11 protein-coding genes are annotated in these 17,933 nt (G+C 37.6%); 7 read left to right on the top strand and 4 right to left on the bottom strand.

All coding sequences use genetic code 11. The features are described 5' to 3' along the window. Position 1 precedes the first annotated feature (1 nt). Genes MTF68_RS13085 through MTF68_RS13115 form a run of 7 tightly spaced genes read left to right on the top strand, consistent with a single transcriptional unit; the run spans position 2 to position 12,866 of the window. Entirely contained in the window at positions 2–2,431 is a 2,430-nt protein-coding gene (locus MTF68_RS13085) for a class I SAM-dependent DNA methyltransferase (RefSeq protein WP_248462735.1), read from the top strand. Further along, positions 2,431–3,678, top strand: coding sequence for a restriction endonuclease subunit S (locus MTF68_RS13090; protein ID WP_248462736.1), 1,248 nt, complete (start codon positions 2,431–2,433; stop codon positions 3,676–3,678). The genes MTF68_RS13085 and MTF68_RS13090 overlap by 1 nt, the downstream gene beginning before the upstream one ends. After that, positions 3,671–4,687: a virulence RhuM family protein gene (locus MTF68_RS13095; protein ID WP_248462738.1), complete on the top strand. Its 1,017-nt coding sequence runs from the start codon at positions 3,671–3,673 to the stop codon at positions 4,685–4,687. The genes MTF68_RS13090 and MTF68_RS13095 overlap by 8 nt, the downstream gene beginning before the upstream one ends. A gap of 51 nt (positions 4,688–4,738) precedes the next feature. Beyond that, positions 4,739–5,626 carry a DUF4145 domain-containing protein gene (locus tag MTF68_RS13100; protein ID WP_248462740.1) on the top strand — a complete coding sequence of 296 codons (888 nt, stop codon included), beginning with the start codon at positions 4,739–4,741 and terminating at the stop codon, positions 5,624–5,626. A 19-nt stretch (positions 5,627–5,645) separates the two neighbouring features. Next, entirely contained in the window at positions 5,646–8,924 is a 3,279-nt protein-coding gene (locus MTF68_RS13105; RefSeq protein ID WP_248462742.1) for a DEAD/DEAH box helicase family protein, read from the top strand. After that, positions 8,921–11,710: an AAA family ATPase gene (locus tag MTF68_RS13110; protein WP_248462744.1), complete on the top strand. Its 2,790-nt coding sequence runs from the start codon at positions 8,921–8,923 to the stop codon at positions 11,708–11,710. The genes MTF68_RS13105 and MTF68_RS13110 overlap by 4 nt, the downstream gene beginning before the upstream one ends. Next, positions 11,700–12,866 (top strand): hypothetical protein, encoded by a 1,167-nt coding sequence (locus MTF68_RS13115; protein ID WP_248462745.1) that lies wholly within the window; start codon positions 11,700–11,702, stop codon positions 12,864–12,866. Before MTF68_RS13110 ends, MTF68_RS13115 begins: the two co-directional genes overlap by 11 nt. A 234-nt stretch (positions 12,867–13,100) precedes the next feature. Here the strand turns inward: MTF68_RS13115 and MTF68_RS13120 are convergent, their stop codons facing one another. From MTF68_RS13120 to mnmC, 4 genes are all read right to left on the bottom strand, one after another. Beyond that, entirely contained in the window at positions 13,101–14,165 is a 1,065-nt protein-coding gene (locus MTF68_RS13120) for a hypothetical protein (RefSeq protein ID WP_248462747.1), read from the bottom strand. Positions 14,166–14,520: 355 nt separating this feature from the next. Next, positions 14,521–15,156, bottom strand: a complete 636-nt coding sequence (locus MTF68_RS13125) for an NAD(P)-binding oxidoreductase (protein WP_055253132.1) — start codon at positions 15,154–15,156, stop codon at positions 14,521–14,523. A gap of 169 nt (positions 15,157–15,325) precedes the next feature. After that, the gene (locus MTF68_RS13130) at positions 15,326–15,649 is read right to left on the bottom strand and encodes a hypothetical protein (protein WP_029772569.1); all 324 of its coding nucleotides are present in this window, start codon (positions 15,647–15,649) and stop codon (positions 15,326–15,328) included. A 269-nt stretch (positions 15,650–15,918) separates the two neighbouring features. Further along, positions 15,919–17,928, bottom strand: coding sequence for a bifunctional tRNA (5-methylaminomethyl-2-thiouridine)(34)-methyltransferase MnmD/FAD-dependent 5-carboxymethylaminomethyl-2-thiouridine(34) oxidoreductase MnmC (mnmC, locus tag MTF68_RS13135; RefSeq protein WP_248462748.1), 2,010 nt, complete (start codon positions 17,926–17,928; stop codon positions 15,919–15,921). Positions 17,929–17,933 lie beyond the last annotated feature (5 nt).

Consider the following 17,933-nt stretch of genomic DNA (forward strand, 5'->3'; position numbering starts at 1 on the left):
AATGACAACTAATAATAACTTTTCTCAAACAGCTGCCTTTATCTGGTCAGTAGCTGATCTCCTTCGTGGTGACTTTAAGCAGTCTCAATATGGCCGTGTTATTTTACCCTTTACCTTATTGCGTCGTCTTGAGTGTGTGCTTGAACCAACTAAAGATGCTGTGGTCGCTGAATTTGAACGTATTAAACCATTAAACTTAGCTGAAGAAGTTCAAGAAAAGTTTTTATTAAAAGCAACTAAAACGCCAGATGATGACAAAGGCTTAACCTTTTTTAATACCTCGCCTATGGATTTAGGCAAAATGGGTCAAAGCGATATTAAAGCCAACCTTGAGCGTTATATTCAATGCTTTTCAGCCGATGCCCGCGAGATTTTTGAGCACTTTAAGTTTGATGAGTTTATAGGGCTATTAGATGACGCCAACCTGCTTTTTAAAGTAGTTAAAAAGTTCGCAACGACCGACTTAAGCCCACAAGCTATATCAAATCACGATATGGGTTTAGTGTTTGAAGAGTTAATACGTCGCTTTGCTGAAAGCTCTAACGAAACCGCAGGTGAGCACTTTACCCCACGCGATATTGTAGAACTAACTACATCGCTAGTTTTCATGGAAGACGATAAGGCTCTAACTAAAGAAGGGATTATCCGTACCATTTACGACCCAACAGCGGGAACTGGCGGCTTTTTATCATCAGGCATGGACTATGTTATAAAGCTTAACCCTGCAGCTCGTATGGTTGCTTTCGGACAAGAGTTAAATCCTGAATCTTACGCTATTTGTAAAGCCGATATGCTTATCAAAGGTCAGGAAGTAAATAATATTAAATTAGGTAACACCTTATCTAATGATCAGCTAGCAGTAGATAAGTTTGATTACATGCTGTCTAACCCGCCTTTTGGGGTAGATTGGAAAAAGATTGAAGGCGATATTAAAGACGAGCATACAATTAAGGGCTTTGATGGTCGCTTTGGTGCAGGCTTACCAAGAGTGTCAGACGGTTCATTATTATTTTTAATGCATCTTATTAGTAAAATGCGCGATGCATCCGATAACGGCGGGCGTATTGGTATTATTCTAAATGGCTCACCTTTATTTACGGGCGGTGCAGGCAGTGGTGAAAGTGAGATTCGCCGTTATATTTTAGAGTCTGACTTACTAGAGGCAATTATTGCCTTACCGACTGATATGTTTTACAACACAGGTATTGCTACTTATGTGTGGGTATTGTCGAACAAAAAAGCGCAGCAGCAAAACCCAGAGCGTAAAAATAAGGTTCAACTAATTAATGGTGCTAACCTATGCGGTAAAATGCGTAAATCCCTTGGTTCTAAACGTAACATTATGAGCGAAGACGACATTAAAGTTATCACTCGCAGCTTTGGTAACTTTGAACAAGTAGAAACAACAACGCTTGACGAGCTAGGCTTAACTAAACCAACCGATGCTAAAAGTAGCCGTGGTCGCCAAGCGGCTAACCCTAAAGCCGATGTAGCAAAAACCTTTGCCAGTAAAATATTTAATACCTATGAGTTTGGTTATCGCCGTATCACTATAGAGCGTCCACTTAGGTTGTCTGCGCAAGTAACTGATGAAGCCATTGCATCACTGCGTTTTGCTCCTAAGCCTTATAATGCAGCCATGATGGCGCTATATGAAAAATTTGGTACACAGTGGACTACTGACGATCAGTATGGCGATTTGAGCGCCGTTGAAATTGAAGCCAGAGCTATTATTAAAGCTGACTTCCCAGAGCTGAAAGAAAAGCAAATTAAAGATGTACTAGAGCCCAAGCTTTGGTTACTCCAAAAATCCCTTATGGAAAAAGCACAGCAGCTACAAACACAATTAGGTGACGATGCTGGTGGCAAGTACTTGCAATCAGACGATTTTAACCAGTTTGACATTATCTATACACAAGCGATTAAAGCCTTAGGTATTAAGCTCGACAGCAAAGAGAAAAAACAGCTGCTCGATGCCATTACTTTTAAAAATCCAGCGGCAGAGTGCGTGGTTGATAAAATCTATAAAGATTCAGCAGACCCAATGTATGGCGCATTTGAATATCAAGGTAATGTGACAAAGTGGCAAGGTAAAGTAGTAACTTATAAGCAAGATGGCGACTTACGCGATAACGAAAACGTACCGTTAAAAGAGGCCTATTTAAACGGCTCAGCTCAGCCAAGTATTAGCACAACCCAAATGGTTGAAAACTACTTTAATCGCGAAGTAGCCCCGCACGTAAGCGATGCATGGATAAACGGCACTAAGCGCGATGATAAAGATGGCGAACTAGGTTTAGTCGGCTACGAAATACCGTTTAACCGCCATTTTTATGAGTACAAGCGCCCGCGTGATTTATCTAAAATTGATAAAGAGCTTAATGCAGTGAGTAATGAAATAAGGGAGTTATTGCCAGAGGTACATTCATAATGGGCAAGTATCAACCTTATCCAAATTACAAAAAAGCCTCAGTAACTTGGCTAGATGAAATGCCGGAGCATTGGATACTTAGTAAAGTAAAGTATATCGCTCCTTTTCAAGTCGGGTGGACACCACCAACAAAGAATGACGAAAATTTTGTTGGTGAAAACCTTTGGGTCAATATTTCAGACCTTAAAAAAAAGGTTATTACTAACACATCAAAACGCATTTCTGACAGGGCTGCCAAAGAAGCGTCTATGAGCATTACACCTAAGGGGTCACTAATGTATAGCTTTAAGTTGTCAGTTGGTTCAGTATCTTTCGCTGGTGAAGATATGTATACCAATGAAGCAATAGCGTCTTTTTTAGACTCAGCTCGATTACCTCTATCATATTTATATTATGCATTACCTAAGTTTGTAATTGAGAATGCTTCAACAAATATTTATGGCGCAAGAATACTTAACCAAGAACTAATTAATAATGCACAGTTACTTGAACCAACATTTGAAGAAGCAGAAAATATTGCTAACTTTCTTGATCATGAAACCGCTAAAATTGATGCTTTGATTGAAAAGCAACAACAACTGATTAAGCTGCTAAAAGAAAAGCGCCAAGCAGTGATCAGACATGCAGTGGCTAAAGGCCTCAATCCACAAGCCCCAATGAAAGGTTCTGGTGTTGAGTGGTTGGGTAAAGTCCCTGAACATTGGATTGTATGTCGTTTAAAAAATGCTTTAACTATAAGAAATGGTAGAGATTATAAACAGGTTGAGGTTGAAAGTGGTGGATATCCTGTTTACGGTTCAGGCGGAGTATTTAAAAGAAGCTCCAAGTACTTATTTGATGGTAGCTCAGTCCTATTTGGAAGAAAGGGAACAATTGACAAACCACTTGTTGTGAGTGGGAAGTTCTGGACTGTAGATACGATGTTTTATAGTGAAATAAACACTTTTCATGAAGCTAAATATATTTATTACCAAGCATCTATGTTTCCGTTTTCACTGCTTTCAACAAGTACTGCATTACCAAGCATGACTCAAGAAGATCTTTTGAATTTAGGTTTTGTATCTCCACCATTGACTGAACAACAAGAAATTGTTGAATATCTAAAAATTAAATTAGATAGGCTTGAAGTGTTAATAAGTAAAGTTGAACAATCAATTATACTATCTAAAGAACGCCGCATCGCCTTAATCTCAGCTGCAGTGACAGGCAAAATCGACGTGCGTAACTGGGAGCAACCTAATGACTAACAACGTCACGCCACCGCTTGGGCAGTTTATTTTGTTTGAAACAGACGAAGGGCAAACCAAGGTTGAATGTCGTTTTGAAACTGAAACGCTCTGGCTAACTCAAAACTTAATAGCTGAGCTATATCAAAAGAGTGTACCCACTATAAATGAGCATTTAAGTAACATTTATAGTGAAGGTGAACTTGAACAAAATGCAACCATTAGGAATTTCCGAATAGTTCGAAAAGAGGGTACTCGAGAAGTTGCTCGTGATGTAGCGCACTATAATTTAGAAGCCATATTATCTGTTGGTTACCGTGTGCGCTCTAAGCAAGGCACACAGTTTCGTCAGTGGGCAACAAGAACATTACAAGAGTACCTAACTAAGGGCTTTGTAATGGATGACGAGCGCCTTAAAAATCCAGATAACATGCAGTACTTTGACGAACTATTAAACCGCATACGCGACATACGTTCATCAGAGAAGGTATTCTGGCGCAAAGTATGCGACATATACGCCACCAGCATTGATTACGATGGCAAAGCACAAACCAGTGTTGATTTTTTTGCCAAAGTACAAAACAAGATGCATTGGGCTGCCCATGGTAATACCGCAGCAGAGCTCGTGTTTAAACGAATTGATGCCGACAAACCTCATTTAGGCTTAACCAGCTTTGCAGGCACAGAGCCAACCCGCAAAGAGGTGGTGACAGGCAAAAACTATTTAAATGAGCAAGAGCTCGATACTTTAAACAGACTGGTTAACTCCTATTTAGAATTTGCAGAGTTACAAGCTCGTAATGGCAAGTTAATGAAAATGGCAGACTGGGCAAGTAAGCTTGATGACTTTTTGCGCCTAAGTGATTATGAAGTGCTTAACCATGCTGGCAATATCTCACAGGCGCAAGCGACTGAAAAAGCCAAGCAAGAATACGATAAGTACCGCAGAGTAATTGATGTCCAGCCATCAAAGGTTGATTTAGACTTAGCGAATGCGCTAAAGCAGCTGCAGGATAAACCTGAAAAGTAACTTAATAAGACTTTGCATATAAAGAAAAAAATAAATAAAGGGATAGAAGTAATGGATATAGAATTATGGAAAAGGATTTCAGGCTTTGCGAACTTAGATAATTACCCTAAGCTTCCTTGCCCTCACTGTAATAAGTTGGCGCTAAAGTTAGATAAAGAAAGTATTCAAACAAGGCCAACATCAGAAAAAAGTTTACTGCTATCGAGCAGGAAGTTTCGTTCAGAAAAAGAAACTAGGCGGGTTGAGTTAGAAGCTAGCCAAGAAGTGATTAGTAAAAGTGATGGTTTTTGGTTACCCCTAATAGGCGCAATTGCTACGGTGTATTCTGACCATATTGATCCGATAAATGGTGATACTTATTTGTTTAATAGCTTCTTGAGCTGTAGCGAATGTAAAAAAAGTACTACTGCATCGGGTGTATTACTTGAATCGAGTAATAGCTTTGATACCAAGGCAAAAAAAACAAAACAAATAAAAATAGATCATTTTTCGCCAACCGTGCCTATATTTCCTCTGTCGATAAACACCCCGAAAGAGATTAGTGAAGAACTATTTGACGCATTTAAACATTTTCATTTTGACCCACCATCATCAGCCTCTAAGTTAAGACGAGCAATCGAGAAGTTTTGTAAGGATATGAAAGTTGAGGGAAGTAATCTTAACCGTATGATTCAAAATTTGGCTAAGACCCGTCCTGAAGAAGCCTCGTACCTTGAGCCATTGAAATTAGTAGGAAATGAAGGAACTCATAAGTCAGATGTTACTGAACTCGATTTATTGTATGCCTTCCAAATGTTTCAGTTTGTTTTAGAGCTCTATGATCGTAATGCTCGTTTCGATGAGCTTAAGGACGTTTACGATAAGCTAGCTTTAAGGTTTGGCAAAGACAAGTTACAGCTAGAACATAAGCAAGCAGCTCCTGAAGTTTTAAATAACTAAATATTATAAGAATAAAATCATGAATGATGTAACTCAAGAACGTATTTTTCAAGACGACATAATTAACCAGATGGTTGCGAATGGTTGGGTTGAAGGCACAGGTGCAGGCTATAACTGCGAAACTGCTTTGTATGAGCAAGATGCGCTGACCTTTGTTAAAAACACCCAGCCTAAAGAGTGGCAAAAGCTGTGTAAGGTGTTCCCCAATGACCCTGAACGCCACTTTTTAGAAGCGCTGGTGGCACAACTTAAAAAAGCCGATATAAACGCCACAGATAAAGCCTCACGCACGTATGGTGTATTAGGTGTATTACGCCATGGTTTAAAAATTCGTAATGCGCGGTTTGAGCTATGCCAATTTAAACCAGAGCATAACCTAAACCCCGAAACCCTAGCCCGTTATGAGCAAAACACCTGCCGTATAGTGCAAGAGTTGGTGTATAGCCCGTATGCCAATGCTGAGCACTTAGCTGCAACAGGCAGCAAAGCCAAAAGCTGGCGTATAGATTTAGTATTGTTTGTAAATGGCTTACCCGTATCAACCCTTGAGCTTAAATCAGAATTTAAACAAGCGGTTGAAAATGCAATTAAGCAATACAAACAAACCCGCTTACCTAAAGACCCCGCAACTAAAAAGCCAGAGCCACTACTTACCTTTAAGCGCGGTGCATTAGTACACTTTGCTGTAAGCCAGTACGAAGTGTATATGACTACCAAGCTTGCAGGCGACGACACCTTCTTTTTACCCTTTAACAAAGGCACAAGCGAAGGTGGTGCAGGCAATGATATACCTGAAGACACTAGCCGTTATGCAACCGATTACCTGTGGAATGAAGTATTAGTGCCTAAAAATCTGCTTAATATTTTAGGCAGCTTTGTACATTTGCAGATAGAAGACAAAGAAGATTGGGAAGGGCGTAAATACAAAAAAGAAACGCTTATTTTCCCGCGTTATCACCAGTGGGATGTAGTAAGTAAGCTGATTGATGCGGCAATAGAAGAGGGCACAGGTAATAAGTATTTAGTGCAACACAGTGCGGGCTCAGGTAAATCAAACTCTATTGCTTGGACAGCCCACCAGCTTTCTACTCTTTATGACGAGCAAGGTAACAAACAGTTTCATTCAGTGATTGTTGTAACAGACCGAACAGTACTTGATGATCAGCTGCAAGATACTATTTATCAGTTTGAGCATGCAGACGGTGTAGTAGGGCGTATTAATAATAAAGAAGGTGATGGCTCTAAATCAGAGAAGCTCGCCAGCGCACTTGAAAACGCCCAGCCTATTATTATTGTGACCATTCAAACCTTTCCGTTTGTATTACGTGCTATAGAGAACAGTACTAGCTTAAAAGAGCGCAGCTATGCAGTTATTGCCGATGAAGCTCATTCATCACAAAGCGGCTCTACCGCTCGCCAGTTAAAAGAAGTACTAATGACTGAAGAGACTGATGACGATGTTGGGTTATCGTCAGAGGATATACTCGATGCAACCGTTGCAGCCCGCCGTGGTAGTGCAAACCTTAACTACTATGCATTTACTGCCACACCTAAAGCAAAAACAATAGAGCTGTTTGGTCGATTACCTAACCCAGAACTATCTCCATCAAAACAAAATAAGCCAGTGGCGTATCATGTTTATTCAATGCGCCAAGCAATAGAGGAAGGCTTTATATTAGATGTACTTAAAAATTACACTAACTATAAAGTGATGTACCAACTTGCTCAAAAAATAGAAGCGGCAGATGAAGAGGTTGATAGTAAAAAAGCAGCGGTAAAACTTAACCAATGGGTGCGTTTACACGACCATAATATATCGCAAAAAGTTAAAGTTATTATTGAGCACTTTAAAGATAACGTAATGGGTTTATTAGGCGGGCAAGCCAAAGCAATGGTAGTAACGGGCTCACGTAAAGAGGCTGTACGTTATAAGTTAGCATTTGATAAATATGTAGCTGAAGCCCTAGCAGAGCAAAAAACAGGTTATTCGACAATACGCGCTATGGTGGCATTTTCAGGCGAAGTTGAATTTACTAAAAGCGACCCTGATAGTGCTGCATTTTTAGATAAAAAGTTTACCGAAAAAAGCATGAACCCTGATCTTAAAGGCCGCGATATGCGCAAAGCCTTTGATAGTGATGATTACCAAGTAATGCTGGTGGCTAATAAGTTTCAAACAGGATTCGACCAACCAAAACTATGCGCTATGTATGTAGATAAAAAGCTAGGCGGCGTTGAGTGTGTACAAACCCTGTCGCGATTAAATCGTACTTACCCAAGTAAAGCAGAAACAGGCACGTTTGTATTAGACTTCTTTAATGCCCCAGAAGACATACTAGAAGCATTTCAGCCTTACTACCAAACAGCAGAGCTTGCCGATGTTACTGACCCTCAAATTGTTTTTGATTTGTTTGAGAAGCTGCGTGCTAGCGGTATATTTTTGTGGTCAGAGGTTGAGCAGTTTTGTGCAGCTTTCTTTACCAAGAACAAGTCAAACGCGGCGATCAGTAATATTATTCACCCCGCTAAAGAGCGTTGGCAAAAGCGTTACGCATCTGCAATTGAGGCGTATATAAAAGCCAAAGAAATGTTTGAACGCACTAAAAAGACTGAAGACGCTGTATTAATAGCTAACGCAGAAACAAGCTTTAAAGAGTGCAAACAAGAAAAAGACCGCCTAGAAATATTCAAAAAGGATTTAGGCAGCTTTACCCGCTTTTACGAGTTTATGTCGCAGCTGGTGGAATACGATGACAAAGAGCTTGAAAAGCTAAGCTTATTCGCCCGCCACTTACGCCCACTGTTACGTGAAAAAGTAGTGACTGAAGATGAACTTGATTTAGATAACGTGGTAATGAGCCATTACCGTTTATCAAAAATACGCCAACAAGATATACAGTTAAAAGAAGACGAGCCTGACTATAAGCTAGAGCCAAGTAATGACGTTGGTAGTGCTAAAGCAAAGGATAAAAAAGAGGCGTTTTTATCGCAAATAATCGACAAGCTTAATGAGGTTTTCATCACGGATAACCTAACTAATAAAGACATGCTTAATTATGCTTTTACAGTACGCGATAAACTAACAGAAAACGCCTCTGTAATGAGCCAGATTGCAAATAATAGCCCAGAGCAAGCTATGCTAGGCGATTTCCCTCAAGCAATGGATGACGCCATTTTAGGAAGCAGTGACGCACACCAAGAACAAATGATGCAGCTACTGTCAGATCCCGCAAGAAACCAGCAATTCGCGCGAGTGATATTTGATATGTTGAGTGGGTTTAAAGGGGTAAGTATATGAGTCTAGTCAAAACTACTATGTGGTTTGATGTATATAAGGAATTATCTTCAGAGTTGTATTCATTTTATAAAAGAAAGGAACGCAATTCTAATTCTGTTGGGCAGGAACTTTATAACTTACTTATAAACGACAGCCGTTTTCTAGAAGAAAATAAATGGTTTGAAAAGTTTACTAATAGTAATCTAATTAAATCCGTTGATCCTATGCATCTTTTTGCATCTATATCACCTAATAATCTCAGCGGTAAAAAAAGAGAATATAGAATTAAACTACTTTTAGAGATTTTAAAAGGTGAACCTTATTCATTGAATAAAGAAAAAAAAGGTGAATTTTTTATATTAAGTTTCGATGGCTGCCCAGCACCACCGCAAATACACTCGTTGGCAATAAGAAATGAGGATAGTCAGAAGGAGATTTGGCGAAGTTTCATCGATATTTATGTTAAAGGTCAAGATTGTGATTTAAACGATATATTTTTAAAAAGTAAAAAATGGTATGGATTTTCTACAAGGTTGTTAACGATATACTTATTTTGGATAAGGCCAGATAGTTTCTTACCACTAGATAGAAATACAGTAGGAATATTGAAAGAAAACAAAATTATAGAAAGAGACCCTAGGAATAGCGCTGAATATACACCATTACTTATTAAAAAAAGAGAAACGGATTTTTATAAAAATTTAGCTTTAGTATCTTACGATCCTGAGTTTTACAACAATTTATCTAACTTAAAAAAGAAAGAGATTGATTTATATTTGCAAAGGGAAAATAGTAATATTTTTGAAGGTGTTAAACATCAATTTCGCTTGTTAGCGATAAAGCCTTTAGAGGGGTGTAATGCTAATTTAATTAAATCTTTGAAGGCAGATGAGCTTTATAAACTGAGTAATGGGTTCGAATTAACTAAAGGTGGGGTTTACAGAAAAAGTGAATATAGCCTTTTTGATGTGGATGACATAAAAGTTAATGTGAATGCTATCGTGGGTAAAAATGGTACTGGTAAAAGTACTATTATAGAGCTATTTATGGCGGCTTCTAATAACCTGTACTATAAAGATACTAACCTTAATGAACATCAATTGCACTGGATAGAAAACTTAAATATAGAGTTATACTTTGAAACAGATAGCATTTACAAAGTCACTTTTTTAAATGAAGAAATAAAAATAATAAAATATAAAGAAGTAAAAAAATTTATATTTGAAGAGCAAAAAGAATTTAATGTAAATGAGTTTAATTTCAACTCCTATTTTTACTCAATACTCATTAATTACTCATTACACGGGCTTAATTCGTCGTTAGACAATGAATGGCTTGAACCTCTCTTTCATAAAAATGATGGTTACCAGACCCCTGTTGTTATAGAGCCTTTCAGAGATAATGGCAATATCAGTATTAATTTACAGGATAGCCTAGTAAAGCAGAGGCTACTACATAATCTACTGATACCAGAAGATAAAGATGATCTTGAGCAAAGTCATAGAATATTGAAAAGAGGTAATAATGATGCATATAAAGCAGAGTCTTTTACTTTAGAGCTAGATAATAAAAAATATCGAAGTAGAAAAAATTATAATACAAGGGCGTTTAAAGATAGTTTCGAAAAGCTTTCAGTCGCTTTATTGAGAAAGTTTGAGTGTCCAATTCCAGATAACTTCTTTAAAGTACGGCGTAGCATAAATGCTAACCATTTTGTACTTAGCTATTTAAAGCATAAGTTAACATCTATAACTAAAAAATATGCCCAGTATAAAAAGTTTTACAATACAAAGAAAAATAGATTTGTTTATATTGATGATTTTGTTAAAGCCCTTAGGCTTGATACTAGTCACAGAGTAGTGAAGTTAAGACGTACTATCAATTATTTGAAATTTGATTTGTATAAGGGCTATTCTGGAAGTGCTTTTTCAATAGATAAGATCTCTATTGAAATTGAAGATGTTTTGAGCGGTGTGAATAAAAGTGGAGTAGTATTAGATGAGGAGAAGTTAGATTATTTATTACCTCCTTCTTTCTTTTCTGTTTCCATATTTTTAGAAAATGGGGTTGAGTTTTCTAAATTGAGCTCTGGTGAAAAGCAAATTATATTTTCAATTAGTTCTTTGATGTACCATTTAAGAAATGTGGACACAATCCAAGTTGAAGATGACTCTTATAAATATGAGTCATTTAACATATTCTTAGATGAGATAGAACTTTGTTTTCATCCTGAGTTACAACGAATTTATTTTACAGAATTAAGAAATAAATTAATTCAATTTTCTTATGAAGCTTCATATATTCGAGGCTTAAATATTTGTTTTGTAACTCACTCACCATTTGTTTTATCCGATATTCCAAGTGAAAATGTATTGTTTTTAGACCATGATGAGATTAATGAGCTTCAAACAGTTCCTTATAGAGAAAAAATAGAGACGTTTGCCGCTAATATACATGATCTTTTGAATAATGGTTTTTTTGTTAATGGAACGATAGGTAATTTTGCCGAATCATGTATTAAAGAAGTTGTAGCATTTAATGGAAAGGTTAGATCTGAAATTGGAGGTACAGAAGAAAAACATGAAAAACTTAAGGAGGAGTATAAAAATCTTAAATCTAAGTTTTCTTATACTCTAAGAATCATAGGTGATGAACATATCAAAAATATATTAGCTAATCATATATTTGAGATTGAGGATATGCTCAACTTACCTTCTAAACCTAAACTTAATGAGGATGATGAAAAGAGAATCTTAGAATTACAGACTGAGATAAAAAGAATAAAGGATAGGATAAGTGATGAATAAAATTAATTACCCTCCTCAAAATGATCTTGAAGAATTTTTGTCTAATTATAGAAAAATATTCGATACAATAGTTATGCAGAGAGAGTTAGACACATTTCTTGGAGCAAAATCTAAGAAATTTAAAATTTTAAAGAAACTTAAAGTTTCAGAAATTTTGACATCTGATTTGGGGTATCTAATTGACTTGAATAAAGCTTTCGCTTCTTGTAAGCCTACAAAGGAAGACAAAGAATCTATTAAGAAAATCTTCAATTATGACTCCACATTCAACCCTTCTTGTGACAAATACCAGAGTAAGATAGCCAAATTTTTTGTAAAAAATAAGGATGTTCTAAAATTAAAAACTTGTTATTTTTGCAACTTAGAAAAAATTTCAGCGTTTATAGATACGTCTGATTATATTAATGAAGTGGAACTACTGAAATACGGAACCAAAGAGGATTTAGTTGCAATAAGAGGTATTGGAAATACAACAGCAGAAAAAATTAAGGGTTGTCAGAATGAGTTTCGTGGAATGCTCGACTTAGGGGACATACTTGAAAAGTTAAAAGAAAATGCAGTAGGCAAAAAAGAGATAACAAGCTTGAAAAGGGGTGAGTTTAGCGCCCATAAATATTATTTTACTCTGGACCATGTATTACATAAAGGCGATAACCCACTTTCATCTTTGTCATTATTTAATTTAGTTCCAAGTTGCTATGCGTGTAATTCCAAATTCAAAACAACTAGGGTGTTGATCAAAGATAAAAACGATGAATTTTTAAGCCCTACGTCAGATAAATTTTCATTCTGTAAGGATAATACTTTCAAAATATATTTCAGTTCCGAGATAACATCCGTTACTCACATAAAAGCTATTGATAACTTCGCTATAAGGCTTAAACCTAATACAAAGAAAAATGAGTATGATAGATATGATCAGACTTTTAAGCTAAATGCTCGATATAAAGAGTTCAAAGGGGAAGCTTTAGATTTAATACGCAAAGGTCGTAGATATACTCCAGATAAGTTAATAAATATGTCGAAAATGCTTGGTATTACAGTTAATGAAGTAAAAGAGAATGTTTTTGGTAAGCAGTTAAACAATAGTAATATGTCAGAGTTGCCAAAGACTAAATTCTTATCAGATGTAGCAAAACAAGCTAATATTAAGTGATTTAGCTCTTATAACAAAACTAAACGTAGCTTAAGCACATTTTTATTTAGTACCAAGGTTAGTACCTGTTTTCTTTTGTGTTGATTTAAAATTACTTTCAAAACAATTGGTTGCAGCTTCAATTGAGACTCCCCCAGCTCCACCAATACAGGTATTTAAGTTCGTTACTTAAAAACCATAAAAAACCGCCAATTTGAGCAATCAAGTTGGCGGTTTTTTTATGGCTTTAATTTATTATTTGCTTGTAGTGGCTAGCTTCATTTTTATCGTCCTTACTTTCATTTTAATACTAATAATAATAAGCGTTAAAAACGACATTAAGCTAATTAGTAGAGTTAAATCTAATATCGGTGACTTGGCGAGTTGTGTGTTTGTAGGTGTGACGGGCAAAGCGTCAGGCTTATTTTGTTGTTGCCTAATGTAGCTTTGGCTTATCCAATCAACGGCGTTTATCCATTGAATTTTATCAGGGTTATCATTACCAAGCTTGCTCATTACATGGGCGTCGTTATTAAGCGATTTAGCAAGGTTAATTAATTGCTCCCAAAATACATGTTCAGTGCCTAGCGCATCTATTTCTTGTAGGTGCTGCTTTAACCTTTCTGCGCCCATGCTGTTTATATTTGGTTGCTTTAGAATTTTTGCGTAACTGTTTATATGCGTTGAAAAACGAGCAAAATAGCTATCAATTTTTTGCTGCGCCCCTTGGTTAAGCTCATCTGTGTTGTGGGTGTTAGGCAAGGTGACTTCTGGGTGCTTTTTTTGATTTGCTAAGTACTGCTTATAATGAACGTAATTTAATGTTGTTGAGGGCGAAGCTGATGAGCTGTCTATCATACTCATTTTAAGTGTGTTAAAGCTTATTACTGCTGAGCAAATAAGGCAGATGAATAATAAGCTATAACAAAAAAATAATGCGCTTTGCAGTGCTAATTTGGGCAAGGCGGTTGGGCTATTTACGCCGGATTTTTTAATGCTGGTTATTGTATTAGCTATGTTTTTTACAGCAGGCTCATTGTGAGCAACAACCAGTTTAGTACCCGCGGCATTTTGAGGCGCCCTTACACTTGCGTGCGGTTCTACCTTGGTGATTAAACCAAAACTTTTTAGTTTAGATTCTGTTTTAACTGCATCAATACTCGATAGGTCTTTGACGAGTGCGTAGGCTCGGCCATCAAATAACTTTACAGCGACATTATGGGGAATTTTTAAAAACTGACAGAGTTGCTCTTGTACGGTACTAATGTCAGCATTTTGGTGTAACTGACCATTAAAAATAATTTTAAATGAGGCGCTCACGCTATGTCCTTATTCGTGCAACTTCCATTGAGGAATTTTTATTATTGTTTTAACACGCTGTTAATTTACCAGATAAAATAAGGGGTTTCTAGTATTTAGCCTTATTAAACTAGTAAAAAAGCCTGAACAAAATTTGCTCTGTTGAGTTTTTAACGCATTGTTTTGTGGTGATTTTAGTGGAAGTGCTTGTTTTTCATGTTGTTTTATTAGGAACGCGGTGTGTAGGCTTTTATAAAGCGATTTAAACGTGTTGTTTACATTTAATAAATATAGTGAAGCAAGGGAGGGCGCGTGCGATTTAGCATTTAAATACGTTGCCCTTTGCAAGGGGGTTTACAAAGGGCAACCAGAGTGTTTATTTTACAGCTGCTTTAATGGGCGTTTCGCCGTCAAATAGTTCAAAAACGCGGTTGCCATTAAATGCGTTAGTAGCAATATGTAATAGGGCATTGGCAACGTTTTCGCGGCTAATTTTAGCTTTAGAACGATCGTTTGGACGCTCGGTGGTTACTTTCATTGAGGCGCTTTCATCGGTCAGCCCACCTGGGCGCACTATGGTGTAGTTTAAGCCACTGTTGATAAGGTGCTCATCGGCCATATGTTTGGCAACTAAGTAAGGTTTTAAGTCGCTTTCAATTGAGTCTGGATCGTCAGCGCCAATAGAGCTAATCATAATAAAATGCTTTACGCCATGCTCTTTAGCATACGTTGCTGCTTTGGTGGCTGCCCATAAATCAATAAGCACGGTTTTATCTGTGCCTGTACTTCCGCCAGAGCCAGCAGCAAAAATAACTTGATCGCAATCTTTTAACGCATCAGAAAAATCTCCTTCGAGATCTTGCTCCACAATGGTTAAAAATGGACTATCTAAATCATCTAACTTACTTTTATCACGCACTAATGCAGATACATTTTGCTCATTGTTTAAAAGCAACTTGGTTGCCATTTTACCAATTTGTCCGCTAGCGCCAATAATTAGGGTCTTACTCATAATTAATTCCTTCTCAATTTAGTGTAAAGGTATTTAGTACAAATAGACCTTGGGGTAGGCATTCGTTTTTAAAGGGTAAAACGCTGTTTTTCTCTACAAAGTGGTTATTTAAAAGTAAATAAAAATTGAGTCTGAACTGAGCATGAAAATTAGCCGCTTTTTACTGTGTTTATTCAATCATTATGCTGACTTCGGTAACATAATTATGATGGTATAAACTGATGCGAACAGCATGGTTTTGGTAGTTATAGTAAAGGGTGCGGTAGTTATTATCGCCTTTGCTGTTAATGGGGTCACCAAGGGCCTGCTGATAAAATTTAGAAATAGCATCAATAGAAGCAGCTAAATACCCTGTTCTAACCAGTGGGTATTCGCCAGTTACATCCATGGTGGTGATGAATTCTTCAGGTAAGGGGATGGCGGTTACGTCTTGGCTAAATGTGTTAAACGATATAGCGGCGAGTAATGTTACAGCACAGGTTAAAGCTTTCATTGTGATCCTTTTATTGATACCCATCCGCATTCATACATATGGTGCGCATTGGTTATATAATACCAGTGCGCAATAATACTTGATCATTTTGCGGTGCTAACTGTGTCGCTACCTGTTTTAAAAAATTCTCATTTAGAACAACTCAATAGCGAATTTTTTACCTAGCCATCAACAGGTTTTTCCAGCCTCAAAATTGATCACTTAATTAAGCGGATTGGTATAAATTCCTTTTATGGTTATTATTTTACGCAAAAAATGAATGATGTCATTTAAATTTTATTTCGTATTAAATCACGCACTATAAAACGCGCAGGGTGAATGGCCTGGCTTACACGCTCGCTGAGTGGGCGTGGTTCATTATTTAACGTGCTAATAAAGTGCTCGCTTAATAACGGTGCACTGCATAATGCACGCGCTCCAAACCCAGTAAAAATATGTAAGCCTTGTTGTGGCTTGCATAGAGGTGAGTATTGATAGCGTTTACCTAGGCGTAAATTAGCAAAGGCGGTGCTGTAATCGCTTTGCTCACACCATTGCCCTGCCATTGGTAAGTGATCTATAAACGTGCAGCGCACAGCTGCTTTAGCACAGGTAATGTCACCTAATGTGGTGGCAAAGTCGCTTTGATGGTAAAAGCTAAGTAGTTGCTCATGGTTTAGCTGGTTGTCTTTTTCTGTAACGGCGCGACTTTTTGTGTTTTTTTCAAATGTAGCGCCCATACAGTGTTTACCTAAATAGGCGGGGGTAAAATAACCTTTATGGCACAACACGGTTTTAAGCTGCTTAGATTGTTCACTCGCTTGAATATGCGATACTTGACCACGTACCCCTACAATAGGTAATGCGTTTGTTTGTTCAAACGCATCGCTATGCTCACCTGCACATATTATTACATCACTAAAAGGACCATATTGGGTATGCTTGTGGGTTAAATACCAGCCTGCATCGGTTTTAGTAAGCTGCTGTATATGGCAATTAAAATAGCTATTAATAGGGTTAAGGCTATTGGCCGCTTTTAGCATTGCCTCAACTAGCTGGGGTGGGTTTACCCAACCGCCTTGCTCAAAATAAACGCCGGGGTAGCCGGTTTTTACGCCCGCCAGTTTATCTCCTTGCTCTACAGTTACATTGCGCATTAAGGCTTGAGGCCATAACTGTTTTTGTTCTAAGTTTTGATGTTTATCGGCAAGAGGCTTTTTTACCGCATGTTGCAGTACACCGCACCAGCTATAATCAAAATTAAAGCCGTTTTTTAGTAGTTGTTGGTAACTGCGTTTAGCGTATAAAAAACTGTGCGCAAATAATTCACTATGAGGTGAGTTTTTAGCTTGCAGATGGGGGTAAACCGCGCCTTGTACGTTATGTGAAGCGCCCATAGCTGGTTTTTCATCTTGGCAAAATAGGCTACTTTTAATGCCACGCTTAGCCAAACTGTGCAAAATACAGCTACTCGCAATCCCACCGCCAATTACAGCAACATGCTCTAGCTTGGCAGGGGGTTGTTCAAAGTATGGGGGTGATGACTGTGCACTATTAGCGTGTGCTAATTGGCCTATCAGCATTTCGCGTTTACGGCCAAAGCCTTTCGCTTTTTGCATGCTAAAGCCTGCAGCTATTAAGCCTCGGCGTACAAAGCCTGCAGCGGTAAATGTGGCAAGTGTTGCATGCTTGCGCGATATATCAACCATGGCATTAAACACACTTTGTTGCCACATGTCAGGGTTTTTACTTGGTGCAAAGCCATCTAAAAACCACGCATCGACCACCCCTGATTGCGGGTAGCTCATTGCATTTATTGAATCAAGCACGTCGCCAAAATACAAATCAAGAATAACTTGGCCATTATTAAATTCTATGCGATGACAGCCGCCTAAATTTATAGGGTAGTGTGTTATTAATTCATCACTGAGCTTGTTTAATGTTGGCCACGCTTGCAGTGCTTTTTTTAGATCATCAGCATTAAGCGGGTATTTTTCAAACGAAATAAAATGCAATCGCTTAACCCGTTTGTCTACTTGATTTTGAACTTGTTGATTGGCAAGGTGGTCATTAAAGTGTTGCCATGCATTTAGAAAGTTTAAACCAGTACCAAAACCGGTTTCGGCAATAACAAAATGTGTTTGGTCATGATTTTGTAACCGCGCCTGTATATTGTTTTGTTGATAAAACACGTAATGCGATTCAGCAAGGCCGTCGTCATTAGAAAAATAAACATCGTCAAAGTTATCGGCTACCGGTGTGCCTACTTCATTAAAGTGTATTTGGGCGTTTTTTATCATGACTT

The sequence above is a fragment of the Pseudoalteromonas sp. 2CM37A genome, from assembly GCF_023161885.1.
Lineage (GTDB): Bacteria > Pseudomonadota > Gammaproteobacteria > Enterobacterales > Alteromonadaceae > Pseudoalteromonas > Pseudoalteromonas atlantica.